This is a genomic window from Archangium gephyra (assembly GCF_049060025.1).
GTDB classification, from domain to species: Bacteria; Myxococcota; Myxococcia; order Myxococcales; family Myxococcaceae; genus Archangium; species Archangium gephyra_A.
In genome coordinates this window covers 10,199,945-10,222,201 of record NZ_JBMEQQ010000002.1, presented here as the reverse complement: position 1 = coordinate 10,222,201, position 22,257 = coordinate 10,199,945, and the positions used below count along the sequence as shown (strand labels likewise).

26 protein-coding genes and 3 pseudogenes are annotated in these 22,257 nt (G+C 66.4%); 7 read left to right on the top strand and 22 right to left on the bottom strand.

The window, feature by feature from the left end:
• The first annotated feature begins 98 nt into the window (after positions 1 to 98).
• The gene (locus ACN28I_RS44720) at positions 99 to 1,154 is read left to right on the top strand and encodes a tetratricopeptide repeat protein (protein WP_420947977.1); all 1,056 of its coding nucleotides are present in this window, start codon (positions 99 to 101) and stop codon (positions 1,152 to 1,154) included.
• A gap of 33 nt (positions 1,155 to 1,187) precedes the next feature.
• Positions 1,188 to 2,297: an FHA domain-containing protein gene (locus tag ACN28I_RS44715; RefSeq protein WP_420947976.1), complete on the top strand. Its 1,110-nt coding sequence runs from the start codon at positions 1,188 to 1,190 to the stop codon at positions 2,295 to 2,297.
• 100 nt (positions 2,298 to 2,397) lie between these two features.
• Here ACN28I_RS44715 and sctV read toward each other — a convergent pair whose 3' ends face one another.
• The gene (sctV, locus tag ACN28I_RS44710) at positions 2,398 to 4,527 is read right to left on the bottom strand and encodes a type III secretion system export apparatus subunit SctV (protein WP_420947975.1); all 2,130 of its coding nucleotides are present in this window, start codon (positions 4,525 to 4,527) and stop codon (positions 2,398 to 2,400) included.
• A 98-nt stretch (positions 4,528 to 4,625) separates the two neighbouring features.
• Positions 4,626 to 5,072 (bottom strand): tetratricopeptide repeat protein, encoded by a 447-nt coding sequence (locus tag ACN28I_RS44705; protein WP_420947974.1) that lies wholly within the window; start codon positions 5,070 to 5,072, stop codon positions 4,626 to 4,628.
• A gap of 135 nt (positions 5,073 to 5,207) precedes the next feature.
• Here ACN28I_RS44705 and ACN28I_RS44700 point away from each other — a divergent pair, with 135 nt between their 5' ends.
• Positions 5,208 to 5,819: an SAM-dependent methyltransferase gene (locus ACN28I_RS44700; RefSeq protein ID WP_420947973.1), complete on the top strand. Its 612-nt coding sequence runs from the start codon at positions 5,208 to 5,210 to the stop codon at positions 5,817 to 5,819.
• Between the two features lie 20 nt (positions 5,820 to 5,839).
• Here the strand turns inward: ACN28I_RS44700 and ACN28I_RS44695 are convergent, their stop codons facing one another.
• From ACN28I_RS44695 to ACN28I_RS44685, 3 genes are all read right to left on the bottom strand, one after another.
• Positions 5,840 to 6,337 carry a tetratricopeptide repeat protein gene (locus ACN28I_RS44695; RefSeq protein ID WP_420947972.1) on the bottom strand — a complete coding sequence of 166 codons (498 nt, stop codon included), beginning with the start codon at positions 6,335 to 6,337 and terminating at the stop codon, positions 5,840 to 5,842.
• A gap of 72 nt (positions 6,338 to 6,409) precedes the next feature.
• The gene (locus ACN28I_RS44690; RefSeq protein WP_420947971.1) at positions 6,410 to 7,471 is read right to left on the bottom strand and encodes a DUF1521 domain-containing protein; all 1,062 of its coding nucleotides are present in this window, start codon (positions 7,469 to 7,471) and stop codon (positions 6,410 to 6,412) included.
• Between the two features lie 561 nt (positions 7,472 to 8,032).
• Positions 8,033 to 8,251 carry a hypothetical protein gene (locus ACN28I_RS44685; protein WP_420947964.1) on the bottom strand — a complete coding sequence of 73 codons (219 nt, stop codon included), beginning with the start codon at positions 8,249 to 8,251 and terminating at the stop codon, positions 8,033 to 8,035.
• A 230-nt stretch (positions 8,252 to 8,481) separates the two neighbouring features.
• Between ACN28I_RS44685 and ACN28I_RS44680 the strand changes: the two genes are divergently transcribed.
• Positions 8,482 to 8,934 carry a GNAT family N-acetyltransferase gene (locus ACN28I_RS44680; RefSeq protein ID WP_420947970.1) on the top strand — a complete coding sequence of 151 codons (453 nt, stop codon included), beginning with the start codon at positions 8,482 to 8,484 and terminating at the stop codon, positions 8,932 to 8,934.
• A 98-nt stretch (positions 8,935 to 9,032) separates the two neighbouring features.
• On the opposite strand, the gene ACN28I_RS44675 is transcribed toward ACN28I_RS44680, so the two are convergent.
• A complete protein-coding gene (locus tag ACN28I_RS44675) occupies positions 9,033 to 9,251 on the bottom strand; it encodes a hypothetical protein (protein ID WP_420947964.1) in 219 nt (72 codons plus the stop codon).
• Between the two features lie 165 nt (positions 9,252 to 9,416).
• Between ACN28I_RS44675 and ACN28I_RS44670 the strand changes: the two genes are divergently transcribed.
• Positions 9,417 to 9,812, top strand: coding sequence for a type II toxin-antitoxin system PemK/MazF family toxin (locus ACN28I_RS44670; protein WP_420947969.1), 396 nt, complete (start codon positions 9,417 to 9,419; stop codon positions 9,810 to 9,812).
• Between the two features lie 121 nt (positions 9,813 to 9,933).
• Here the strand turns inward: ACN28I_RS44670 and ACN28I_RS44665 are convergent, their stop codons facing one another.
• The 5 genes and pseudogenes from ACN28I_RS44665 to ACN28I_RS44645 form a co-directional block, all read right to left on the bottom strand.
• Positions 9,934 to 10,152 carry a hypothetical protein gene (locus tag ACN28I_RS44665; RefSeq protein ID WP_420947964.1) on the bottom strand — a complete coding sequence of 73 codons (219 nt, stop codon included), beginning with the start codon at positions 10,150 to 10,152 and terminating at the stop codon, positions 9,934 to 9,936.
• Between the two features lie 226 nt (positions 10,153 to 10,378).
• Positions 10,379 to 10,597, bottom strand: coding sequence for a hypothetical protein (locus tag ACN28I_RS44660; protein WP_420947964.1), 219 nt, complete (start codon positions 10,595 to 10,597; stop codon positions 10,379 to 10,381).
• 154 nt (positions 10,598 to 10,751) lie between these two features.
• On the bottom strand, positions 10,752 to 11,060 hold the full coding sequence (locus tag ACN28I_RS44655; RefSeq protein ID WP_420948834.1) for an anion permease: 309 nt from the start codon (positions 11,058 to 11,060) through the stop codon (positions 10,752 to 10,754).
• A gap of 703 nt (positions 11,061 to 11,763) precedes the next feature.
• Positions 11,764 to 12,039, bottom strand: a pseudogene (locus tag ACN28I_RS44650) (SLC13 family permease); the annotation flags it as partial.
• A 36-nt stretch (positions 12,040 to 12,075) separates the two neighbouring features.
• Positions 12,076 to 13,770 (bottom strand): HAD hydrolase family protein, encoded by a 1,695-nt coding sequence (locus ACN28I_RS44645; RefSeq protein WP_420947968.1) that lies wholly within the window; start codon positions 13,768 to 13,770, stop codon positions 12,076 to 12,078.
• A gap of 363 nt (positions 13,771 to 14,133) precedes the next feature.
• Between ACN28I_RS44645 and ACN28I_RS44640 the strand changes: the two genes are divergently transcribed.
• Positions 14,134 to 14,262 (top strand): hypothetical protein, encoded by a 129-nt coding sequence (locus ACN28I_RS44640; protein WP_420947967.1) that lies wholly within the window; start codon positions 14,134 to 14,136, stop codon positions 14,260 to 14,262.
• Between the two features lie 350 nt (positions 14,263 to 14,612).
• Positions 14,613 to 15,134: a nucleoside diphosphate kinase regulator gene (rnk, locus tag ACN28I_RS44635; protein WP_420947966.1), complete on the top strand. Its 522-nt coding sequence runs from the start codon at positions 14,613 to 14,615 to the stop codon at positions 15,132 to 15,134.
• On the opposite strand, the gene ACN28I_RS44630 is transcribed toward rnk, so the two are convergent.
• From ACN28I_RS44630 to fliQ, 11 genes and pseudogenes are all read right to left on the bottom strand, one after another.
• A complete protein-coding gene (locus ACN28I_RS44630) occupies positions 15,108 to 16,499 on the bottom strand; it encodes a sensor histidine kinase (RefSeq protein WP_420947965.1) in 1,392 nt (463 codons plus the stop codon). The genes rnk and ACN28I_RS44630 overlap by 27 nt on opposite strands.
• 222 nt (positions 16,500 to 16,721) lie before the next feature.
• Positions 16,722 to 16,940: a hypothetical protein gene (locus ACN28I_RS44625; RefSeq protein ID WP_420947964.1), complete on the bottom strand. Its 219-nt coding sequence runs from the start codon at positions 16,938 to 16,940 to the stop codon at positions 16,722 to 16,724.
• Positions 16,941 to 17,198: 258 nt separating this feature from the next.
• Positions 17,199 to 17,417, bottom strand: a complete 219-nt coding sequence (locus tag ACN28I_RS44620; protein WP_420947964.1) for a hypothetical protein — start codon at positions 17,415 to 17,417, stop codon at positions 17,199 to 17,201.
• A gap of 235 nt (positions 17,418 to 17,652) precedes the next feature.
• On the bottom strand, positions 17,653 to 17,871 hold the full coding sequence (locus ACN28I_RS44615; protein WP_420947964.1) for a hypothetical protein: 219 nt from the start codon (positions 17,869 to 17,871) through the stop codon (positions 17,653 to 17,655).
• Positions 17,872 to 18,012: 141 nt separating this feature from the next.
• Complete coding sequence (locus ACN28I_RS44610; RefSeq protein ID WP_420947963.1) at positions 18,013 to 18,621, bottom strand: hypothetical protein; 609 nt, start codon at positions 18,619 to 18,621, stop codon at positions 18,013 to 18,015.
• A gap of 129 nt (positions 18,622 to 18,750) precedes the next feature.
• Positions 18,751 to 19,226: pseudogene (locus ACN28I_RS44605) on the bottom strand (SycD/LcrH family type III secretion system chaperone).
• A 4-nt stretch (positions 19,227 to 19,230) separates the two neighbouring features.
• Positions 19,231 to 19,707 (bottom strand): hypothetical protein, encoded by a 477-nt coding sequence (locus ACN28I_RS44600; RefSeq protein WP_420947962.1) that lies wholly within the window; start codon positions 19,705 to 19,707, stop codon positions 19,231 to 19,233.
• Positions 19,708 to 19,776: 69 nt separating this feature from the next.
• Positions 19,777 to 20,059 (bottom strand): annotated as a pseudogene (locus ACN28I_RS44595) (EscU/YscU/HrcU family type III secretion system export apparatus switch protein).
• A gap of 32 nt (positions 20,060 to 20,091) precedes the next feature.
• On the bottom strand, positions 20,092 to 21,156 hold the full coding sequence (gene sctU, locus ACN28I_RS44590; RefSeq protein WP_420947961.1) for a type III secretion system export apparatus subunit SctU: 1,065 nt from the start codon (positions 21,154 to 21,156) through the stop codon (positions 20,092 to 20,094).
• A 15-nt stretch (positions 21,157 to 21,171) separates the two neighbouring features.
• On the bottom strand, positions 21,172 to 21,990 hold the full coding sequence (locus tag ACN28I_RS44585; protein WP_420947960.1) for a flagellar biosynthetic protein FliR: 819 nt from the start codon (positions 21,988 to 21,990) through the stop codon (positions 21,172 to 21,174).
• Positions 21,987 to 22,250, bottom strand: a complete 264-nt coding sequence (gene fliQ, locus ACN28I_RS44580; protein WP_047859259.1) for a flagellar biosynthesis protein FliQ — start codon at positions 22,248 to 22,250, stop codon at positions 21,987 to 21,989. The genes ACN28I_RS44585 and fliQ overlap by 4 nt, the downstream gene beginning before the upstream one ends.
• Positions 22,251 to 22,257 lie beyond the last annotated feature (7 nt).

Here is a 22,257-nt window from a genome sequence, read left to right as displayed (position 1 = left end):
CGTCCCCCGGCGGTGGCTAAACCACTGAAACCGCACGGAATCTCCTGGTTGGGGGGCGTTGATCCGGGTGGGGGGCCTCTCCTACACTCCCACCTGTCATGTCTGCCCTCCGCTCCGTCCTCGCCATCCCCCTGTTCCTGGCCTCCGCCTGCGTCACCACCCCGCCTCCGTCCGACCGGGCCCTCGTGAACAACGAGCTGTGCACGCAGGAGATCGCCAGGGGGGATCTCAAGCAGGCCGAGGTGTATTGCGACCTCGGACTGGAGTTCGCTCCCCAGTACGCGGACCTGTGGGCCAACAAGGGCCTCATCGCCATGTACTCGGGCAACAAGAAGCTGGCGAGGGATCACTTCATCAAGGCCATCCGCTTCAACCAGGATCACGCGGCCTCGTACATGAACCTGGGCAAGCTGTACCTGGACGAGCAGGCCTACGGAAAGGCCCACGACAGCTTCCAGCGCGCGCTGAAGGTGAACCCCGACTACATCGAGGCCCGCTACAACCTGGGGCTCACCTACATCAACCTGAAGAAGCTGGACAAGGCGGAGAAGGAGTTCCTCACCCTGCTGGTGGTGGACCCCAACAACGCCCAGGCCCACCATGACCTGGGCATCGTGCGCTACCACCAGGGCAGCCCGGACGAGGCCGCCGCGGAGATGCTGAAGTCCGTGCAGCTCGCCCCCAACCTGAACCCCGAGTGGTGGAACAACCTGGGCGCGGTGCAGATGGAGCTGGCCCGCTATCCGGACGCCGTGCATTCCTTCGGGAGCTGTGTGGCGCTCAAGGAGGACCACGCGGTGTGTCTCAACAACCTGACCATCGCCAAGAAGAAGGCGGCCCTGGCGGACGCGGGCCTCAAGCAGTTCCGCGACACGCAGCGGGCGGAGGGCAGCGCGGAGTCCCTCTTCATGCTGGCGCGCAAGTACAAGGACGAGGGGCTGCTGGCCGACGAGGAGCGGACCTACAAGAGTTGCCTCAAGCAGGACGGCAAATACGCGCCCTGCCACTACGGCCTGTTCGAGATCTACGCGAACGGCCAGAAGCGCCAGCACGCCGAGGTTGCGTGCAAGAACTTCCTCAAGTACGGCTCGGTGGAGGATTTCCCCACGGAGTCGGAGACGTGCGAAAAGTTCCTCAGCGCGCAGTCGTACTAGCGCCCGCCCGGAACCTCGCCCCCCGCCATCGCGATGAGCGTCAGGCTAACCGTCAAGCAGAGCAGTGAAGCCGGTGGACAACCCACCGAGTTCGTCCTGGACGACGCCGTCATCACCCTGGGCCGCGACAAGGCCTGCCAGGTGGTGCTGGCGCAGCAGGCCGTGTCGCGCAGCCATGCCCGCATCACCCAGGAAGGCAACCTCTTCTTCCTGGAGGACCTGGGCAGTGCGTACGGCACGCAGGTGAACGGCAAGCCGCTGCCCAAGGGCGAGAAGCGGCTGCTGCGCAACGGTGACGTCATCGTCATCGCGCAGTTCGACGTGCGCTTCGACAAGGTGGCGGAGCTGCCGCACGACGTGGAATCGCAGAAGACGTCCTTCGTCGCCCGCAACATGGTGAAGGACGTGATGCGGGGCCTGTCGGGTGGCGAGGAGCGCTACCTGCGGGTGATGAACGGCCCGCGCGAGGGCGAGCGCCTGGAGGTCAACGACGCCCAGGAGTTCGTCATCGGCCGGGACGACTCGGCGGACGTTGTGTTCCGGGACGATCTCATCTCGCGGCGGCACGTGAAGGTGCGGCGCGACTGGTCGGGCACGCACGTGGAGGACCTGGGGAGCCGCAACGGCATCAAGGTCAACCGCAAGCGGATCAACCGCAAGACGCTGAAGGACGGGGACGAGCTGGAAGTCGGTGGCGTCCGCTTCGTCTACGTGTGCCCGTCCGAGGCGCCCGAGGAGCAGTCCGAGGCGCTGTCCGTGCAGGTGGCCTCCTCGGAGGAAGAGCCCAGCTCGAGGACGAGTCCGCTGCCGGCCGCGCGCGAGCGCCCGTCGTCGGGGAAGCGAGCGGCGGCCACCGGGAAGCCGGCGGAAGAGCCCGCGGAGGCCGAGCAGGAGGCGGCGGCCAGCGGTGAGCCGGAGGCCGAGGAGCCCGCCGCGGCACAGCCGGAGCCGGTGGCCGAGCCGGAGGCCCCGGTGGAGGAGCCCGTGAGGCCCGCGCCGCCGCCGCCCGTGATTCGCCGGAACGAGCCGGCGCAGGACGAGGTGGCCGAGACGGATGTGAAGCGCTACATCCCGCTGGTGGCGCTGGGAGTCATCTTCGTGATGGCGATGGGCGTGCTGATCGCCCTGTTCGTGGGCGTCTGAGCGCCCCACCCTGTACCTCCCTCCCCCCCTCTCACGCATCCCCCCCTCTCCCACCGGGAGAGGGTCGGGGTGAGGGTGCCGGGAGCACCCGGGTTCCCCACTACCGGATGGAGATACGCGCCACCGGCTGGATGTTGAGCTCCGGCGACAGCTCCTGGAAGGAGACGACGGAGAAGGGCGGGTTGAACTCGTACTCGAGCAGCTTGCGGACGTAGCGCCGGATGTCCATGGCGGTGAGGATGACGGGGCGCTGCGCGCTGGGCGGCAGGTGGCCGCACTCGGACTTGACGGCCTGGACGATCTCCTGGGCGATGTCCGGCTCGAGGGCCAGGTGGGTACCGGCGGAGGTGCGCTTGATGGAGCCGCGAATGGCCTCCTCGATCTGCGGATCCAACAGGTAGACGACCAGGGTGCCGGTGCCGCGGGCGAACTTGTGGGACACGTAGCGCCGCAGGCTGGAGCGCACATGCTCGGTGAGCATGACGTTGTCGGCCTCGACCTGGCCGTACTCGGCGAGGGCCTGGAGGATGCCGCGCAGGTCGCGGATGGAGATCTCCTCCTCCACGAGGCGCCCGAGAATGTCCGTGAGCTTGAGCACGGTGACGACCTTGGGAACCACTTCCTTCACGATGGCGGGGAAGGCCTTCTCCAACTGGTCGAGCATCGACTGCGTCTCCTGGACGCCGATGAACTCGCGCGCCTGGCGGCGCAGCACGGCGGCCAGGTGGAGGATGATGTAGCCGGGCACATCCCAGGTGGTGAGGCCCGCGGCCTCGAGCGTGCCCTTGTGATGCTCGGGTACCCACGCGGCGGACTGGCGGGTGGCGGGGTTGATGGCCTCGAAGCCCTGGATGTTCATCAGCTTCAGACGCTCGACGGTGTCGTTGACGAGCACGTGGCCCAGGGTGGCCTGGCCCGTCACCACGGGCACTTCGTTGATCTGAATCTGGTAGGCGCCGGGAGGCAGGTTCGAGTTGCCGCGGGCACGCACGCCCGGGAAGCGCACGCCCATTTCGACGAAGAGGCCGTCGCGCATGAAGGGGATGAGCTCGAAGAGGAACTTGCCGTTGTCCTGGCGCGAGTCCACGTAGGGCACCAGGGCGTCGGAGACCTCCAGGACGATGGGCGTGACGACGGGGATGAAGAGCTCGGAGTCCGGGTTGATGGCCTCCTTGGGCTGCGGCTCGGTGGCCGAGGGCGTCTCTCCCTCGGGCGTCTCGCCGGTGAGGCCCGCGGCCTCGCCCGCCGCCAGCTCATTCTGCTTCTTCATCATCGACCAGGCGCCGTAGCCGGCGCCGGCCGCGAGCAGGAAGAAGGGAATCTTGGGCAGACCGGGGATGAGGCCGAGCACCACGAGCATGCCCGCGGCGATGGCGATGGCCTTCGGGTAGGCGGTGAGCTGCGTGCCCACGTCCTTGCCGAGGTGGTTGCCCTCCTCGTCGCCGCCCACGCGCGTCACGATGATACCGGCGCAGGTGGAGATGAGGATGGCGGGAATCATTCCGACCAGACCGTCACCGATGGTGAGCAGCGTGTACTTCTCGGCCGCGGCGCCCACCTCCATGCCCTTCTGCATCACGCCGATGATGAGGCCACCGACGATGTTGATGACGGTGATGATGATGCTGGCGATGGCGTCGCCCTTCACGAACTTCATCGCGCCGTCCATGGCGCCGAAGAGCTGGCTCTCGCGCTCCAGGTCGCGGCGCTTGCGCTTGCCCTCGTCCTGGTCGATGGAGCCGGCGCGCAGATCCGCGTCGATGGACATCTGCTTGCCGGGCATGGCGTCCAGGGTGAAGCGCGCGGCCACTTCGGCGACGCGCTCGCTGCCCTTGGCGATCACGATGAAGTTGACGATGACGAGGATGACGAAGATGACCAGACCCACGACCATGTTGCCCGCCACCACGAAGTGACCGAAGGCCTCGACCACCTCGCCCGGGTCTCCGGTGAGCAGGATGAGCCGCGTCGTGGAGATGGTGAGCGCCAGCCGGAATATCGTGGTGATGAGCAGCAGCGTCGGGAACACCGACAGCCGCAGGGCCGTGGGGACGTACAGGGAGATGAGCAGCAGCACCACCGAGATGCTGATGTTCAGGGTGAGCAGCACGTCCAGCAGCAGCGGCGGCAGCGGGACGATCATCATCCCGATGATGGCCACCACCACGCACGCCAGGACGATGTCGGAGTACTTGGACAGAAAGCTGTTGCTGTTGCTCTGGGCGGACATTCAGTCCGCAATCCTAGCGAGACCCGGTTACTTTCCCAAGCCTCCACCCCACCTACTCCGCCGCCGGACGCTTTCCAGCATCCAGGCAGGCGTGCCGGCTACTCCTTGCGGCCCCCGGCGACGGCGGCATCCCGCTGGGCGTCCTCGGCGCTCTGGAGGGCCGCGGCGGCCAGGACACGCGCACGCTCCGTCAGGGGATCCTTGTTCTCCGGGTCCAACTCCACCACGCGCGTGAAGTCGTGGACGGCGTCCATGATGTTGCCCAGGCGCAGGTGGACCTCCCCCCGGTTGATCAGCGCCGCGGTGTCCGCGTCATTGAGGCGGATGGCCTCGTTGAAGTGCACCAGCGACTCGTCGAGCTCGTCCACCGCCAGGCACGTGGCCCCCAGGGCCGTGCGGTAGTAGCCCTCCGTGGGATCCAGCGCCAACAGCTCCTGGAAGATGACACGCGCCTCGTCGTAGCGCCCCTGCTCGTACATCTGGAAGCCCTGCATCGCATGCTGGAGCAGGTCGGGCGCGGAGACATCAGGGTCGGAGTTCGCCATGTGGGTGGAAACCGGAAGAAGTCAACCTCGATGCTACTACGAGCTTCCGAACCGACGGAAGCTCCCTACCGGAAAAACAGGACAGGCCTCACAGGAGCGTCCTCCCGGGACGCGGCCTTCCGTAAGATGGGGTGCATGGACCTCGCGCACGCCCAGGAAATCTTCGAGCAGCTCTACTCAAGCTTCTCCGGCTACGACATCGCCCGGCACGAGAAGGAACGGATGGGACTGCAGGAGGCGGCTACCACCTACGGCGAGGTGATTCCGCCGGCCTTCCACGACGTGATGCTCGCGGCCGCTCCCAAGGAGGGCGAGGTCTTCTTCGACCTGGGCTCCGGAACGGGCAAGGCGACGTTCCTGGCCGCCCTCACCTTCCCGTTCCGCCGGGTGGTGGGCATCGAGCTGCTCCCCGGCCTGGGGGATGCGGCGCGCAAGGTGCTGAGCCACTACGACGCGGAGATCCGCCCCCGCCTGGGGCCGGAGCACCAGCAGCAGCGCATCGACTTCATCGATGGGGACTTCCTGGCCACGGATCTCTCCGAGGCCGACGTGCTGTTCGCCCATGGCACCTGCTACGGCCCCGAGCTCATCGCGAAGCTCACCCACAAGCTGGAGGAGCTCAAGCCCGGGGCGAGGGTCGTCATGGCCGGCCAGACGCTGGCCTCTCCCGAGCTCGTCTTCCAGAAGATGAAGGTGATGAAGACGGACTGGGGCTCGGCGCTCGCGGCGGTGTACCAGCGCCGCTAGCCCCACCCGCCTGGAGGCGGCTACTTCTTGGCCGCCCCCGCCTGCTGGAGCATCGTCAGGGTGGCGCGCGCGCGCTTGGTGTTCTCGCGCTTGGCGTCGGGATCCAGCTTCAGCGCCGTCTGGATGTCCTGGATCGCCGCGGGCACGTTGCCCTCGCGCAGGAACAGCTCGCTGCGCCCCACCAGGGCATCCACGTTGCCGATGTTGAGCTCGAGCGCCCGGGTGTACTCGTCCTTGGCCTCGGCGTACTTCTCGAGGTGGGCGTAGGTCGACGCCAGGTTGCAGTGGAAGACGCTGTCGTGGGGGGAAGCGGCGACCAGCCCCTTGAAGATGTCCAGGGCGTCTTGAAGCTTCCCGGTCTTCAGCATGTCGTGACCGCGCGTGGCGATCTCGTAGAGCATCTCCTGGGACAGGCCGAGGAACTCCGCCGGGGTGATCTCCCCGACGACGAGCTTCTCACCGAGCTCTTCCGAAATGACGCGCGTGGTACCTGCGGACTTCTGCGGGGTATTGCTCACGGGAGCACCTGTGGGAAAAAAAGACGGGAGGGCCGCGCAGGACCCCCCCGCCTGATGAGTCTAGACCAGAGCTCAGAACGTCAGGTAGCGGTTCTGGGAGACGCTCCGGGTCAGGTCACGCAGGGACGCCGCCTTGTCGAGCATGCGGCCGATGTCCTCGAAGCTGGTCTTCAGGTTGCTCTGGCGGCGATCCACCCAGCAACCGCCGCGCGGGCCACCGGGGGTGGGGCGCTCGAAGGGGTTGTTCTTCTCGAGCTTCTCGGTGAGCTTGCGCAGGGTGTCGAAGAGCTTGGACATCTGCTTGAAGAGGTCGCCGAGCTTGCCGAGGAAGTCGATCGGCTTCTGGGTGTCCGTGGGCTTGTTGGTGCCGGGGGCCGGGGCGCCCGCGGCCAGGTTGTTGCCGAGCTTGAAGGACTCACCGCCGTTGTTGCTGCCGATGATCTCCTTGCCGGTGAAGGACCAGTCGTCGGTCTCCTTGCCCATGACGAAGACGTCCTTGCCGCCGAAGCTGTTGACGTTGGCGTAGCCGTCCTGGGTGACGGGGCCCGTCTTGCCCTTGCCCTTGTCGATGTCGGTGACCTGCACGCGGTCGTTGCCGGAGATGATCTCCAGCTTGGCAGAGACCGTCATGCCGTTGCCGTAGGGGGCGGTGGTGCAGTTGATGCGGGTGCCGTCGCCGAGCACGAAGGTGCTGTCGCGCTTGAAGTCCCACTTGCCGCCGTCGCCCTCGTCCACGTGCGGGTCGCCCCAGACGCGGGTGTTCTTGCCGTCCGGACCGGTGATCTTCCACTCGAACTGGCTGGTGGCCTCGATCTTGTAGCCGCCCGGCGTGGTGATGACGCCGTTCTTGTCCGTCTTCAGGCTGCCCGACGGGTGGGAGGCATCACCGGGCGTCGGCGTCGCGGGCGTGGCAGGACCCTTGCCGACGACCGAGTAGAAGATGTCCATGATGGACCGGTCCTTGCGGAACACATCATTCTCGACCGTGGTGTTGGTCGGCGCGGCGGTCTGCGTGGTGGCCGCCGTGGTCTGCACCTGGCCGGCGTCCTTGGTGGCGCCCAGGGTCTGCAGCTCCGCGGTGTTGGTCCGGGCCAGGGTCGTGGTGTTCGGAGAACCACCGATCTTCGTCGACATGATGTTCGTCCTTTCTTTCGCTGGTGCGCGGCAGGGCCTACGCACCGGGTCAAGACATCTTGTGGGTGCGGCGCCGAAGCGCCGCATGCTGTGCTTCAGTTATTTCCATTATCGAGCCACCCCGCCGAAGGTTTCCTGTGACCTCGCGGAAGTGCTTTTTCCCCCTTGAAATCCCCTGATGTCCCCAGGGCCGGGAGTGGAAACCAGGGGCCGGGAAGCCGTCAAGTCCGCCCTGTCCGGGGAAAATGGCCGCCAAAGCGAAACCGGCCCCACGTGACCTCTCAGGGAGGGCCATGTGAGACCGGTTCGGACTGCTCCGCGAATGCTTCGAATCGGCGGCCCGCCTGGCTGCTTCCTTCCTCGTGAAGGAGGAGCTGCGTGCGCTCCGGCTCCTTTTCGGAGTTTCCAGCGGATTTTCCGGTGCATTTCCCGGCGCGGGGCTCCGAGGAGGCGCGGGACAGCGTCCGGGGAGCAAGCGCCCCAAAAGCGAAACCGGCCCCGCGAGGCCTCTTATCGAGGACCGCGAGACCGGTTCGGACTACCCAACGGCCTGGAGTGCTATCAGCCGCCGATGTTGCGGATGACGGACATCGCCATCTCGTGCATCTGCTTCATCATCTGCGTGATGAGCTGGGTGAGCTCCTGCTCCTTCTGCATCTTCATCTGCGCCTCGAGGAACGGCTTCATCTCGGCGGGGGCGTTGGCCAGCATGTCCTGCTGAGCCTTCGACAGACCGCCCATGGCGCTCATACCGGCGTTGGCGATGGAGCTGAGGGACATTGAAGTTCTCCTGGAAAATCAGTGGTTTGGATTCGAGTGGGGCGCGAAACAGCGACCTGACAAAATGATTATCGGACCCGCCCCTCAGGAGTTTCCTCCTTCTTTTTCCGGGGCATTTTTTTTCGGCGTCGCGCAGCCCCGCGCTTCGTCATGCCCGAGCAAGATAGAACCCTTCCGCCATTCGCCTCTCGACCTCCCTCGGGACGAAGACTGGACGGAGCCTTTTCAGAATGATCCTCCGCAACGTCACAGATGAGGACCTTCCCATCTTCTTCGAACACCAGCGCGACCCGGAAGCGCTGCGCATGGCCGCATTTCCATCGCGGGAGCGCGACGCGTTCATGACCCACTGGCGCACAAAGGTTCTCCGCCCTGAAAACGTCACCCGCACCATCGTCATGGGCAGCGTGGTCGTTGGGAACATCGGCAGTTGGGAACAGGATGCCAGGCGCTTCGTCGGCTACTGGATGGGTCGCGAGCATTGGGGCAAAGGCATCGCCACTCGGGCCCTCTCTGAGTTTCTCGTGCTCGAGCCCACCCGGCCGCTTCATGCGTGGGTCGCTCTCCACAACCTCGCGTCGATCCGCGTCCTCGAGAAGTGTGGCTTCCACGCCATGCTCACCGAGAACCCGAATCACCCGGGTGGAGTTGCCGAAGTCCTCATGAGGCTCGGTTCGACGTAGTGGAACAGCCCTGGGGCCCCAAAGCGAAACCGGCCCCGCGAGCCCTCTTATCGAGGACCGCGAGACCGGTTCGGACTACCCAACGGCTGGGGTTGCTATCAGCCGCCGATGTTGCGGATGACGGACATCGCCATCTCGTGCATCTGCTTCATCATCTGCGTGATGAGCTGGGTGAGCTCCTGCTCCTTCTGCATCTTCATCTGCGCCTCGAGGAACGGCTTCATCTCGGCGGGGGCGTTGGCCAGCATGTCCTGCTGGGCCTTCGACAGACCGCCCATGGCGCTCATACCGGCGTTGGCAATGGAGCTGAGGGACATTGAAGTTCTCCTGGAAAATCAGTGGTTTGGATTCGAGTGGGGCGCGAAACAGCGACCTGACAAAATGATTATCGGACCCGCCCCCCAGGAGTTTCCTCCTTCTTTTCCGGATCATTTTTTTGGGGCCGCGCGCAGGCCTGGTTCCAGTACCTTCGCGAGCGCACCATGACGACGGACACAGGAGAACCCACGGGCACGCGTCCAGCGAGGATCCACCGCGGTGACGTGTTCTGGATCGGGCCGGATGACTCGCGAGGGCCTGTCCCGAGCTACTCCCATCCCCACGTGGTGGTGCAGGACGACGTCTTCAACCACTCGCGCATCACGACCGTGGTCGTGTGCGCACTGACGTCGAACCTGCACCGGGCGAACGAGCCGGGAAATGTCCTGCTCGAGGTGGGCGAGGGAAACCTTCCCAAGCAGAGCGTCGTGGTCGTGTCGCAGATCTCCTCGGTCGACAAGGCCCGCCTGGGTGAACGGATCGGGTCGCTGTCCGACGCGCGGGTGGAGCAGATCCTGGCCGGCCTGCGATTCCAGCAGGCGTCGTTCTTCGAGCGGTAGCGAACGGCTCCTTCGCAACAGCCGCGAGGAGCCCTGGGGCCCAAAAGCGAAACCGGCCCCGCGAGGCCTCTTATCGAGGACCGCGAGACCGGTTCGAACTACCCAACGGCCTGGAGTGCTATCAGCCGCCGATGTTGCGGATGACGGACATCGCCATCTCGTGCATCTGCTTCATCATCTGCGTGATGAGCTGGGTGAGCTCCTGCTCCTTCTGCATCTTCATCTGCGCCTCGAGGAACGGCTTCATCTCGGCGGGGGCGTTGGCCAGCATGTCCTGCTGAGCCTTCGACAGACCACCCATGGCGCTCATACCGGCATTGGCGATGGAGCTGAGGGACATTGAAATTCTCCTGGGAATTCGGGGGGTTGGATTCGAGTGGGGCGCGAAACAGCGACCTGATGAAATGATTATCGGCCCTGCCCCTCAGGAGTTTCCTCCTGCTTTTTCCGGGGCATTTTTTTTCGGCGCCGCGCAGCGACAGGGCCCAAAAGCGAAACCGGCCCCGCGAGGCCTCTTATCGAGGACCGCGAGACCGGTTCGGACTACCCAACGGCCTGGAGTGCTATCAGCCGCCGATGTTGCGGATGACGGACATCGCCATCTCGTGCATCTGCTTCATCATCTGCGTGATGAGCTGGGTGAGCTCCTGCTCCTTCTGCATCTTCATCTGCGCCTCGAGGAACGGCTTCATCTCGGCGGGGGCGTTGGCCAGCATGTCCTGCTGAGCCTTCGACAGACCACCCATGGCGCTCATACCGGCATTGGCGATGGAGCTGAGGGACATTGAAATTCTCCTGGGATTTCGGGGGGTTGGATTCGAGTGGGGCGCGAAACAGCGACCTGACAAAATGATTATCGGGCCCGCCCCTCAGGAGTTTCCTCCTTCTTTTCCGGATCATTTTCCGGGGCCGCGCGCAGCCCGCCTGGCCTTCCCCCCCTCATCGAGAGGAATCAAGAGCGGCCCCGACGAACGGGCCATGCGCCTCCATGGGCCAGGCCCACGGAACGAGCACGAGGAGCACGACGAGCATCAGCACGGTGAGGGGGCCTCCGAGCCGGAAGAAGTCGCTGAACCGGTAGCGCCCGGGGCCGTACACCAGCATGCAGCTCGGCTCGAGCGGGGTGATGAACGAGCAAGAGGCGGCGAGCGCGATCCCCATGGCGAACGTGCGGGGGTTCACGCCCAGCGCCGCGGCGGCGCTCAGCCCGACGGGCAACATCACGAGCGCGGCGGCCTGGTTGCTCATCGGAACGGAGAGGACCACGGTCAACAGCATGATGCAGAGCAGCACCAGCCGCGGCCCCCCCACTCCCGAGAAGCTCGGCCGCGAGGCCTCCGAGCCATTGCCCCGTCCCGCTCTTCTCCATGGCGACGCCGAGCGCCATCATCGAGCCAATCAACAGCACCACCCGCCAGTCGATTCGGAATGCGCGCTTCGGATCCAGGCAGCCGGTGAGGACCATGAGGAGGACTCCCGCCACGCCCGCGGCGGCCAGCGGCACGAGCCCGGACGAGCCGAGGACGAGCGCGGTGACGAAGATGGAGAGGGCGAGGAAGGCCTTGGAGTGGAGAAACGCGGGGTCCCGAGCCGGCCGCTCCTCCTTGCGGACACCCGTCCGGGTGGGCAGGACCACCGGCGCCAGCAGGAGGATGAGGGTGACACCGAGGAGCGCCGCGGGCAGGCCGGCCGGAGTGAGCTCGACGAGGCCAATGGGGTCCATCCCGAGGTCGTCGAGACGTGCGGAGACCACCAGGTTCGTCGAGGTCCCATACAGGAATCCCATGCCGCCCAGGATGGAGGCGAAGGCGAGGGGCATGAGCACCCCGCTCCGCCGCAGGCCGACGGCCTTCGCTCCTCGGAGCGCCACGGGGAGGAAGGCCGCCGTGGTGACCGTGTTGGGGACGAAGGCCGAGAACACCGCCACGAGCACCATCATCCCCAGGAGGAACCCCCGAGGGCCGAGCCGGTTCAGGCGGGCCAGCCAGTTGCCGGCCCTGTGCATCACCCCCGTCGCCGACAGCCCCTCCGTCATCGCCAGGAGCGCGAAGATGAAGATGACCGTCTCGTTGGAGAACCCGGCGAAGGCCTCCGCGGGCGTCAGCACTCCCGTCAGCGCGAGCAGGCAGACGATGGAGAGCGCCGTCACCTCCAGGGGAATCGCCTCGATGGAGAAGAGGACGATGCCGATGAAGACGATGGCCAGCACGAGGGCGATCCCAGTCATGTCGAAACGCTCCTGGAGGACGTGCGCCCCCTCAGGTCATGCCGGGAGCGCGTAGCGATGGGTGATGGCTCCGAGGACCTGCCGGCGGCTGTCCGCGGCGGGAAGCTCGTAGCGTTGCTCGATGGCGGAGACCTGCCGCGCCAGCTCGTCGTCACGGAGGACGTGACGTATCCAGCGCGAGAAGTCCCCATGCCAGAGGTGGAAGAGCCACGCCCGCTCGTCCACGCCTTCCGCCACCTGGCAGAAGGTGCTCAGGTTGTTGGCCCGCACGTCCAACCTCCCTTCCGGCCCCCGGAAGACGAAGCTCCCGGAGCCCAGATCCCCCTCCACATGCCCCTGGAGGCGCCGCAGGCGCTCGGCGCGCCCGGGAGGAACGCTCAGCCGCATGGGCCAGTGCCCCTCGGTGACGAACCAGGCGATCACCTCATCCGCCTGGCTGGCGCTGAGGGGGACATAAGGAGAGGCCTCGGCGAGCGCCTGGGCCAACTCCCCGAGGGCCCGCGAGGCAGCCGGTCCGGCCGCCACGGCGACATCGACCTGCCGAAGGATGGAGCGCGCCACCTCCCCCGGGTGCTCCGCGAGCAGAATGGTCTCTCCCAGTTGGCAAGGGGCCCCCATGGCGGCGGGCCCTCCGGAGGGCCACACCTGCTGGGCTCCGTTGACGACAATCCAGTGAGGCCTCCCCGTCCGCTCCCGCATCACCCGCAGCGCCGTGAACAGCTCGGCGCAGAAGCCCGGCTGCTCGTAGGCGGGCAGCCCCGCGAGGTTGACCACGAGCTTCGCCGACGGATCCGTCAGGGCCGAGATGACCTCGGACACACGAGGCGCACGCAGCCGGCTCCCCAGCCGCGCCAGGTCCTCGCGCAGTGGGAAATCCCCCTGGGCGTCGATGACGCAGGGCTGGTACTTCTTCTGGATGAGCCGCTCGAGGAGCCCGAAGGCGTAGCTCGACTTCCCGCTGCCACGCGGCCCCATGACGAGGACGTTGTCCCCATAGGCGGGAATGCACACCGCGTCTCCGGCGCCATCGAAGCCGAGCAGCAGCGAGTCGTGGGGAATCCGCGCCCGGGCCGCTTGGAGATCATCACGGACCAACTCCTCGATGAGCTCGACCACCCCGGCTTCCGCCGCTCCGCTCGTCACGAAGGCCGCCCGCTCCTTGAGCGCGGGCAGGGCATCGGCCACGGCCACGGCGCACTCGCTCACGTCCAGGAGCGAATGATCATTGGCTTCGCTCCCGATGCTGACGACCTCGTGCGGAGACAGCCCGAGCGACAGGAGCGCCGCCTGCAGTCCGGCCCCCTTGTTGACGCCGGGAGGCACGGCCAGTGCCGACTCGCCGCAGAAGATGACCTGAAGCTCCAGGCCGAGCTCGCGAACCGCCTCGACGAGCGCACACGCATGCAACGCCTGGGTATAGACGACGACCTGTCCCCGCTCGACGGAGGAGAGGGCGCGCCGGCGCAGGGCCATCGTGAAGGACTCCGGGACGGGGGCGCGGAGGGACAGGCTCTCGCGTCGGGCCGGCCAGTGCAGGACGGCGCCGTTCTCCGCGATGATGCAATCGAAGAGCTCCAGGCGGGGACAGAGCGGGGGCAGCTCCCCGAGCCGCCGCGCGGTGACCAGGAGTGCGCGCCGCCCCGAGCGCCGCAGTTGCTCGAGCGCCGCGTCGATACGGCCGGCGTTGGACAGGGTTCCATCCAGGCTCATGGCGAGGGCCAGGTAGCGCATTGAGACCTCCGTTTCGGGTGGTGGACGTGGGAGAGCGGCCGCTTCGGGCAGACCCCTGACAGGCGGGTCCGCTCGAGCGTCCGTCGATGAGGGTGCGGGTTGAGGGAGGGACGGGTCCGGGTTCACCCTGCCGGGTCAGGCCTGGACTTTGGACCTGAGGGGGGGCGTACCAGACGAGGGCTCTTCCTCGTTCAACGACCGCCAGCGCCTCTAGACGAGAGGAGCGGCGGAGCGAGCGAGGAGCCAGGCCGCGGCCCTGTGGAGCACGCATGAGCGCCGGCACAGCCCTGCCCAAGGCATCTCGCTCTGGGTCTGGGCTGGGGGCTGCAGCATGCGCATCTCGGCTCTCCTGGGTGCACGACGATGCTCAATCCACATCGTCTACTATTCATCAACCCCTGCCCCGCCCGGCTTGTTCCTCCGCCCCCCGGGGAGCTCAACGCCGGGCTGGCGGCCCTCCGGCTGTTGCAGGACGAGAACGAGCAGTTATAGTTGTCCCGTGTATGCGCGCGATGCCGTGCGTACACCCCTGGTGATTGAACTCATGGCGCCCCTCTACCCAGCCCCGATGAAGTCCGGTACGCGCTGGGCCGTGGTACGCCGGGTTCTGCTCGCCCACGGCCGGGCAACCGCCTGGCTCGAATCCCACGCCGCCCGCCCCCAGCTCTAAACCCCGGCGCGCGGCGTCCCGTCCCCGCTGGGAGTTGCCCGGGCAACTTCCGAGGGGATCCCCCCAGTGCGGCGCGGGAGCGGCTCCACGGCCCTCCACCCCTGGCCTCCCTCGAATCACCCACCAGGCCGCCGCGCGGCCACTTCCCCCTGAGGACACCATGGCAATGACAATGACCCAAGAGCGACACATCCTCGTCACCGAGACCGACCTCGAGCGGCTCCAGCGACTCATCGAGCTGCACAGCGGCGGGCGCAACGCCACGCTGATCGAGATGCTGGATCACGAGCTGGCCCGGGCCGAGGTGACGAGCGCCCAGAAGGTCCCTCCGGACGTGGTGACGATGAACAGCACCGTAGTCTTCGAGGACGAGGAGACGGGTGAGACGCGGCGCGTCACGCTCTGCTATCCGCAGGACGCACGCAGCGACGAGGGCCGCATCTCCGTGATCGCTCCCATCGGAAGCGCCCTGCTGGGGCTGTCCGTGGGCCAGTCCATCCAGTGGCCGGTCCCGGGCGGACGTACCAGGACGCTCCGCATCGTCGCGGTGCCATACCAACCGGAGGCGGCAGGGGACTTCCACCTTCTGACACCCCGGAGGCGCCGGAGCGGACGGGCTGGCCCGAACCAGCGGTGTCCGCTCCGCCCCCGCCACGTCACGGCGGGTTCAGTGATTCACACCCTGCCGGGGTGATGACGGAACGCCATCGCCCTCGTGGACCAGGTCCCAGGAGGAGCCCGCGCGCTGGAGCTCGAACCAGAACGTGCTTCCCTTCCCCCGCTCGGAAGTGACGCCGACCCGGCCGCCATGCCCTTCCGCCAGCTTCTTGACCGTGGCGAGTCCCAGGCCGAGCCCTTCGGCACCGCCGCGCTGTCCGCGGAAGTACAGGTCGAACAACGAGGCCAGCACCTCCGGGGCGATTCCCGGTCCCGTGTCGATGACCTCCGTGCGAACCCGGGAGCCCTCCTCGAGCAGCCGGATGGTGATATGCCGGCTCGGCGCATCGCCCATGTACTTGATCGCATTGCGGACCAGGTTGCCGAGCAGGCTCATGTAGACCCCCGTACTGCATGCGACGAGGACGGGAGGAACCGGCTCGGAACGAAGCTCGATGCTGGCCTGCTCCGCTTCGGCCGCGAAGCCCCCCACCACATCGGCGATGACCGCTCGGGGCTCGGTCCGGGCACCTGGATCCGGCCTCGCTCCAGACCGGGCGAAGTCGAGGAGCGCGGTCGTGATCGCATCCGCCCTCGAGAGACTGCGGATGATGCGGTGGATGGAGTTGCCGGCCGCCTCGTCCTGACTCTTCCGGAGCGCGAGCTCGGCGGCCATCCGGGCCGCGGAGAGCGGATTCCGGATGTCGTGGGCCACACGGCCCGCGAACTGCTCCAACTCCGCGGCACGCATTTCGAGCGACCTGGTATGCGCGTCGAAGAGCGCGCGGCGAGTCCGCGACTGGCGATGGAGCTGCCACGCCACGACGACCGCCAGGAGGACACAGATCGAGGTGAGCCCGACGGAGAGCCAGAGGGTCTGGCGCCGGGTTTCGCGGATCTCCGCCGCCAGGTCCCGGCCGCGGAGGGCATTGTGTTCGATCGCTCGCGTGACCACCTCGAGGATCTGCCGGGCCGCCGGTTCGACCTTCTGACCGAACATCGCACGCGCTTCGGCATCCGCGTTCGCCGCCGAGAGCTCGCGCGCATGCCGGACCGCATTGTCGAAGTGCAGCCAGGCCTCCTGCACTTCCATCCACAGAGCCTGCTCGCCAGGGTAGGTCGGCAGCCTCAAGTACTCGTACGTCCCCTCTCTCACCCGGACCGATGCGGCCTCCAGGATTCGCCCCATCTCGGGCCGAAGCATGGGCTCGTGGATGTAACGCGAGAGGGCGAGCTCGGTCTCCAGAACGGACCGGCGAACGAACGCCAGGTGCTCGATGCTCGGGGCCGAGTTGTAGATGATGCTCTCGGACAGCGCACCGACGGCAGCCGAAGAGCGCTGGACGATGAAGGTCGTCACCAGGAAGCTCCCCACGACCGCCGCGAAGGCGAGCGAGAGCATCCTCCCGGACACATCCTTTCCAGATGGCGGCAGAGAAGGCATGAGCAACCCATGCGATCCACATCGCCCCGGGTCAAGCTCGACACGACGCGTCTGGACGGCCTCGCCCCCGCCGGGTTGACCACCAAGCGTTTCTCCACCCCCAAAGCGAAACCGGCCCCGCGAGGCCTCTTATCGAGGACCGCGAGACCGGTTCGGACTACCCAACGGCCTGGAGTGTTATCAGCCGCCGATGTTGCGGATGACGGACATCGCCATCTCGTGCATCTGCTTCATCATCTGCGTGATGAGCTGGGTGAGCTCCTGCTCCTTCTGCATCTTCATCTGCGCCTCGAGGAACGGCTTCATCTCGGCGGGGGCGTTGGCCAGCATGTCCTGCTGAGCCTTCGACAGACCGCCCATGGCGCTCATACCGGCGTTGGCGATGGAGCTGAGGGACATTGAAGTTCTCCTGGAAAATCAGTGGTTTGGATTCGAGTGGGGCGCGAAACAGCGACCTGACAAAATGATTATCGGGCCCGCCCCTCAGGAGTTTCCTCCTGCTTTTTCCGGGGCATTTTTTTTCGGCGCCGCGCCGCCCAGCTCCACGGCACCACCGAGGTGCAGGAGCCCTGGGGCCCCAAAGCGAAACCGGCCCCGCGAGCCCTCTTATCGAGGAGCGCGAGACCGGTTCGGACTACCCAACGGACTGGAGTGCTATCAGCCGCCGATGTTGCGGATGACGGACATCGCCATCTCGTGCATCTGCTTCATCATCTGCGTGATGAGCTGGGTGAGTTCCTGCTCCTTCTGCATCTTCATCTGCGCCTCGAGGAACGGCTTCATCTCGGCGGGGGCGTTGGCCAGCATGTCCTGCTGAGCCTTCGACAGACCGCCCATGGCGCTCATACCGGCGTTGGCAATGGAGCTGAGGGACATTGAAATTCTCCTGGAAAATCAGTGGTTTGGATTCGAGTGGGGCGCGAAACAGCGACCTGACAAAATGATTATCGGTCCTGCCCCTCAGGAGTTTCCTCCTGCTTTTTCCGGGGCATTTTTTTCGGCGCCGCGCAGCCCCGGCCAGCGGGGAGCCCAAAAGCGAAACCGGCCCCGCGTGGCCTCCAAGGAGGACCGCGCGAGACCGGCTCGAACTACCCAACGGACTGGAGTGCTATCAGCCGCCGATGTTGCGGATGACGGACATCGCCATCTCGTGCATCTGCTTCATCATCTGCGTGATGAGCTGGGTGAGCTCCTGCTCCTTCTGCATCTTCATCTGCGCCTCGAGGAACGGCTTCATCTCGGCGGGGGCGTTGGCCAGCATGTCCTGCTGAGCCTTCGACAGACCGCCCATGGCGCTCATACCGGCGTTGGCAATGGAGCTGAGGGACATTGAAATTCTCCTGGGAAATCGGGGGTGGGAAGCTGGTGGGGTGCGGAACAGCGACCTGACAAGCTGATTATCGGCCCGGGCTGTCCGGAGTTTCCTGGTGCTTTTCCGGATCATTTCCCGGGGCCGGGAAACCAGAAGGGACTAGCCCTTCACCTTGCCGAGCGCGGGATTCTTCATCCACGTCTTGAAGGACTCGAGCTGCTGCTGCTCGGACTTCGCATCCGCGGGAGCGGCGGGGGCCGGAGCGGTCTCGGGGTTGAGCGTCATGCCCTTGCGCTGCGAGCCGGAGCCCTCGAAGCCATCCTTCACGCCAGCAGCGCCGGGGCGCTGGGCCTGAGCCGCCGGGGCGGCCGCGGCGGGAGCACCCTCGAGCAGGGCGCCCACGAAGCCCGCCGGAACCGGCGGCGCACCCTCGGGCCACTCCATCTGGCCGGTGAAGCCCACCGCCACCAGACGCTCCTGCAGGAACTCCACGACCTCCATGATGATGGTCGGGGGAGGAAGGACGGGGTCCTTCGTGAAGCGAACGAACGCGTCCTTCACCTCGTTGTAGAGGTTCACGTTCAGCGGCGAGCCCACCTTCGTGTTCGTCAGCAGCTCGTGCATCTTGCGCAGCACGGGCTGGGCGGTGCCCGTCGCGGTCTTGGCCTGCTTCTCCAGCGCGGCCAGCAGCTTCTCCCGCTTCGCCACCAGCTCGGGCGGCTCCGTGGGGAGGGCATACTCTTCGTTGGCGTTCTGCTTCTTCGACATGAGCGCGTCTCTTTCTGCGGGGGGAGCGAAAAGTGTCAGTGCACGGCGGCGCCCATGTTAGGGATGGATGGATTCCCGGATCAAGCCAGCAACCTCGGAAACCCATGACCTGAGGGGTCGGGCGGGGGCTCAGCGCTGGGTCAGCGCCGCCATCATCGCCTCCGCCTTGTGGGCCAGCGGCTCATCCGCGTCCACCAGGGACGGAATGCGGCGCAGGTCCTCCAGCGCCTGGGCCTTCTGCCCCAGGGAGAGCCGGACCTCGGCACGGCCCACGTAGGCCTGGGCATCCCGGGCATCCAGCTTGAGGGCCACGTCGTAGGCGGCCAGCGCGCCCTGCGGGTTGCCCGCGGCCATCTCCACCACCCCGAGCGCCTTGGCGAAGTAGGCGTCCGCGGGGTTGACGGCGTAGAGGCCCTGGAAGAGCGTGCGCGCCTCGGCGAGCCGGCCCTGGTAGAAGAAGATGTAGGCCGTCTTGGCGATGGCGTAGAGCCATCGTCCGTGTAGCCGCGCACGTCGCGCAGCGTCGCCTTGCCTTCCGCCCAGCGCTGCATCATCGCGGTGAGCCGGGCCTCGTCCTGCGGGTTGTTGCTGTCGGATGCGGCCATGGCGCTAGAACCCTTCCTCCTGCTGCTCCTCGCGCATGCGGCGCTGGATCTCCTGGACCTCGGAGTGGACCTGGCCCACCAGCGCCAGCATCTGCGCCTCGCGCTGCAGCAGGCCCTTGAGGCGCTCCAGGCGCTCCGGGGGCGCGTTGAGGCGCGCCATGCTGCGCTCCAGCAACTGGCGCTGATCGCTGTCCCCTCGCCCGGCCACGCTGCCCAGGTAGGGCCGGTCCGAGAAACCCTCGAGGTCCGCGTCATGCCCCTTCGGGTTGGGCGGCGTGGGCAGCCGCAGCTCCTCGGAGGAGTGCGCCGGGCCGATGAAGTCCAGCAGGGCCGCCGAGGCGAGCGCCGGGCTCTTCGGGTTGCCCGCCTTGCGCTTCTTGCGATCGAACTGGGAGGGATCGACCAGCTTCTCGCGGACCGCACGAGGGCCGCCCCAGGGCCAGAGGGGTGTTCTCGGGGGCTGATTGTTGATTTTGGCCATGGTCTGGATTGAACCTCACTGCCGGGGGGGCACGCCAGAGTCTACCCTACTCGCCTCGCCGCACACGCCCTACCGCTTGCCGCCTGCCTGCTGCTCGCGCTGGAGGCTCGAAGATGAAGTTGAGGACCTCCGCGACGGCGTCGTACAGCTCCTCGGGGATCTCCTGGCCCACGTCGATGCGGTAGAGCGCGTTGGCCAGCGACACGTTCTTCATCACGGGGATGTTGTACTGCCGGGCGATCTCCCGAATCTTCTCCGCCTTGAGCCGCATCCCCTTGGCCACCACGCGCGGAGCGGTGTCCTTCTCCTTGTCGTACTTGATCGCGATGGCCATCTCGGCATCGTCACTCATGGGAACCTCGCGTCAGTTACGGGGGGGCCGCGTCAGGCCCGGGCCGCCGGAGTGGGATTCTTCAGGCTGTAGACGAAGTTGAGCACCTCGGCCACGGCGTCATACAGCTCCTCGGGGATCTGCTCGCCCACTTCCACGCGCAGCAGGGCGTGCGCCAGGGGCACGTTGCGCAGCGTGGGCACGTCCGAGTCGCGCGCCAGGGCCTTGATGCGCTCGGCCTTGAAGTCCAGGCCCTTGGCCAGCACCTTGGGCGCCACGTCCCCGTCCTTGTCGTACTTGAGCGCCACGGCCACGTGGTCCGGGTTGGTGACGATGACGTCCGCGTCCTTCACGGCCTCCATCTGCGCGCCTTCCAGGAGCTCGTGCGCCATCTCCTTGCGCTTGGCCTTGTTGTGCGGATCGCCCTCGCTCTCCTTGTATTCCTTCTTCACGTCCTCCTTCGACATCATCTGGTCCTTCATGTACGACTTGCGCTGCCACCAGACGTCGAAGATGCCGAAGAGGAAGAAGACCATCCCGATTCGCACGCAGACGCGGTACATCAGCTCGCCCATGATGGCCAGGATGGTGGGGATGTCGCGGCGCACCGTCTCCACCACCAGCGGCATCGAGTCGCGGATCACCCCATAGGTGACGTAGGCGGCGATGGAGATCTTCGTCAGGTTCTTGATGATCTCGATGATCTGCTTCTTGGTGAAGAGGTTCTTCAACCCCTCGATGGGGTTGAGCTTCTCCAGCTTGGGCATCACCGGATCGAGCGTGAACAGCGAGCCCACCTGGAGGTACTCCACCAGGCCGCCCATGATGGCCACCGCCGCCACCACCGGCAGCGTGAGCAGGAGCACCGTGTTGAGCCCCATGGTCATGAGCTGGCCGGTGGCCGCCTCGATCCCCTCCGGGTGCGCGATGTGATCGAAGCTGAAGTGGAAGAGCTCGGTGACGCGCTGCTCGACGTCGGACCAGATCATCTTGACCACGGCCAAGCCCACGACGAAGCCGAACACGGCCGTCAGGTCCTTGCTCTTCCAGACCTGGCCCTTCTTGCGTGCGTCGTCGAGCTTCTTTTGTGAGGGTTCTTCTGTCTTTTCTTCGGACATGGAAGGGACCCTGGGTCAGCCGAGCAGGCGGATGGCGTGGCGGAGCGTGGCCAGCATGGCGGCGAACTCCGTCTGCATCCGCCCCATGATGAGACCGAGCGACAAGAAGACGATGACCACGCCCACCAGGGGCTTGATGGCCATGGAGATGAAGAACACCTGGACCTGGGGCGCCACGCGGTTGACGGCGCCCAGCGCCATGTCCGTGAGGAAGGCGGCCAGCATGGCCGGCGCGGCGAGCGCGAGGGAGATCTTCAGCAGGTCCGCGAAGGAGCGGATGAGGAGATCGAAGAAGGCCCAACTGCCCAGGCTGAAGCGCGGGAAGCGGTCCAGCGGGACGATGGCGAAGCTCTCGGCGAGCGCCTCGATGACCAGGTGGTGGCCATTGAGCGTGAGGAAGAGCACCACCGAGAGCTGCACCTTGAGGCTGGCGAAGATGGACACCTGCGTGCCGAGCTGCGGCACGTAGAGCTGGGCGTTGTTGCTGCCCGACATGGTGTCCACGATGTTGCCGGCCACGCGCGCCGCCTCGAAGACGACGTTGACGATGGTGGCCAGCGCCACGCCGATGAAGATCTCCTTGAGCATCAACCCGATGAAGGGCAGCGCGTTGGTGGGCAGCGCGCCCATGCGCGCGCTCACCGCCGGGAAGAGCACGCCGGAGAGCATGACGCCCACGCCCATCTTGATTTCCGGGGGGATGACCTCGCCGCCCAGGAATGGGGAGAGCACCAGCACCGGCATGATCCGGCACATCAGCAGGCCCATGGTGAAGATGACGAGCGAGAGGTTCGCCTGCTCCGTCATCCGGGCGATGACTTCGGAGGCGTTCATTTGATCAGTGCCGGGAACTGATCGAACACGTGGAAGGTGAAGCGCACCAGCTGGTTGCCGATCCACGGCCCGGTGAGGGCGAGCACGCCGAAGACGATGATGACCTTGGGCGCGAACGAGAGCGTCTGCTCCTGGATCTGCGTGGTGGCCTGGAAGACGGCGATGATGAAGCCGACCAGGAGGCTCATCAGCACGGGAGGCGCCGAGACGACGAGCACGAGGTAGAGCGCCTGCTGGAGGATGGAATTCAGCTGGTGCATGTGCGGC

What these genes read in the sequence shown, in the direction of transcription:
- ACN28I_RS44720 (WP_420947977.1), top strand. Translation starts at nt 99, where the DNA reads ATGTCTGCCCTCCGCTCCGTCCTCGCCATCCCCCTGTTCCTGGCCTCC.
- ACN28I_RS44715 (WP_420947976.1), top strand. Translation starts at nt 1,188, where the DNA reads ATGAGCGTCAGGCTAACCGTCAAGCAGAGCAGTGAAGCCGGTGGACAA.
- sctV (WP_420947975.1), bottom strand. Translation starts at nt 4,527, where the DNA reads ATGTCCGCCCAGAGCAACAGCAACAGCTTTCTGTCCAAGTACTCCGAC.
- ACN28I_RS44705 (WP_420947974.1), bottom strand. Translation starts at nt 5,072, where the DNA reads ATGGCGAACTCCGACCCTGATGTCTCCGCGCCCGACCTGCTCCAGCAT.
- ACN28I_RS44700 (WP_420947973.1), top strand. Translation starts at nt 5,208, where the DNA reads ATGGACCTCGCGCACGCCCAGGAAATCTTCGAGCAGCTCTACTCAAGC.
- ACN28I_RS44690 (WP_420947971.1), bottom strand. Translation starts at nt 7,471, where the DNA reads ATGTCGACGAAGATCGGTGGTTCTCCGAACACCACGACCCTGGCCCGG.
- ACN28I_RS44685 (WP_420947964.1), bottom strand. Translation starts at nt 8,251, where the DNA reads ATGTCCCTCAGCTCCATCGCCAACGCCGGTATGAGCGCCATGGGCGGT.
- ACN28I_RS44680 (WP_420947970.1), top strand. Translation starts at nt 8,482, where the DNA reads ATGATCCTCCGCAACGTCACAGATGAGGACCTTCCCATCTTCTTCGAA.
- ACN28I_RS44675 (WP_420947964.1), bottom strand. Translation starts at nt 9,251, where the DNA reads ATGTCCCTCAGCTCCATTGCCAACGCCGGTATGAGCGCCATGGGCGGT.
- ACN28I_RS44670 (WP_420947969.1), top strand. Translation starts at nt 9,417, where the DNA reads ATGACGACGGACACAGGAGAACCCACGGGCACGCGTCCAGCGAGGATC.
- ACN28I_RS44665 (WP_420947964.1), bottom strand. Translation starts at nt 10,152, where the DNA reads ATGTCCCTCAGCTCCATCGCCAATGCCGGTATGAGCGCCATGGGTGGT.
- ACN28I_RS44660 (WP_420947964.1), bottom strand. Translation starts at nt 10,597, where the DNA reads ATGTCCCTCAGCTCCATCGCCAATGCCGGTATGAGCGCCATGGGTGGT.
- ACN28I_RS44655 (WP_420948834.1), bottom strand. Translation starts at nt 11,060, where the DNA reads ATGAGCAACCAGGCCGCCGCGCTCGTGATGTTGCCCGTCGGGCTGAGC.
- ACN28I_RS44645 (WP_420947968.1), bottom strand. Translation starts at nt 13,770, where the DNA reads ATGCGCTACCTGGCCCTCGCCATGAGCCTGGATGGAACCCTGTCCAAC.
- ACN28I_RS44640 (WP_420947967.1), top strand. Translation starts at nt 14,134, where the DNA reads ATGCTCAATCCACATCGTCTACTATTCATCAACCCCTGCCCCGCCCGG.
- rnk (WP_420947966.1), top strand. Translation starts at nt 14,613, where the DNA reads ATGACCCAAGAGCGACACATCCTCGTCACCGAGACCGACCTCGAGCGG.
- ACN28I_RS44630 (WP_420947965.1), bottom strand. Translation starts at nt 16,499, where the DNA reads ATGCTCTCGCTCGCCTTCGCGGCGGTCGTGGGGAGCTTCCTGGTGACG.
- ACN28I_RS44625 (WP_420947964.1), bottom strand. Translation starts at nt 16,940, where the DNA reads ATGTCCCTCAGCTCCATCGCCAACGCCGGTATGAGCGCCATGGGCGGT.
- ACN28I_RS44620 (WP_420947964.1), bottom strand. Translation starts at nt 17,417, where the DNA reads ATGTCCCTCAGCTCCATTGCCAACGCCGGTATGAGCGCCATGGGCGGT.
- ACN28I_RS44615 (WP_420947964.1), bottom strand. Translation starts at nt 17,871, where the DNA reads ATGTCCCTCAGCTCCATTGCCAACGCCGGTATGAGCGCCATGGGCGGT.
- ACN28I_RS44610 (WP_420947963.1), bottom strand. Translation starts at nt 18,621, where the DNA reads ATGTCGAAGAAGCAGAACGCCAACGAAGAGTATGCCCTCCCCACGGAG.
- ACN28I_RS44600 (WP_420947962.1), bottom strand. Translation starts at nt 19,707, where the DNA reads ATGGCCAAAATCAACAATCAGCCCCCGAGAACACCCCTCTGGCCCTGG.
- sctU (WP_420947961.1), bottom strand. Translation starts at nt 21,156, where the DNA reads ATGTCCGAAGAAAAGACAGAAGAACCCTCACAAAAGAAGCTCGACGAC.
- ACN28I_RS44585 (WP_420947960.1), bottom strand. Translation starts at nt 21,990, where the DNA reads ATGAACGCCTCCGAAGTCATCGCCCGGATGACGGAGCAGGCGAACCTC.
- fliQ (WP_047859259.1), bottom strand. Translation starts at nt 22,250, where the DNA reads ATGCACCAGCTGAATTCCATCCTCCAGCAGGCGCTCTACCTCGTGCTC.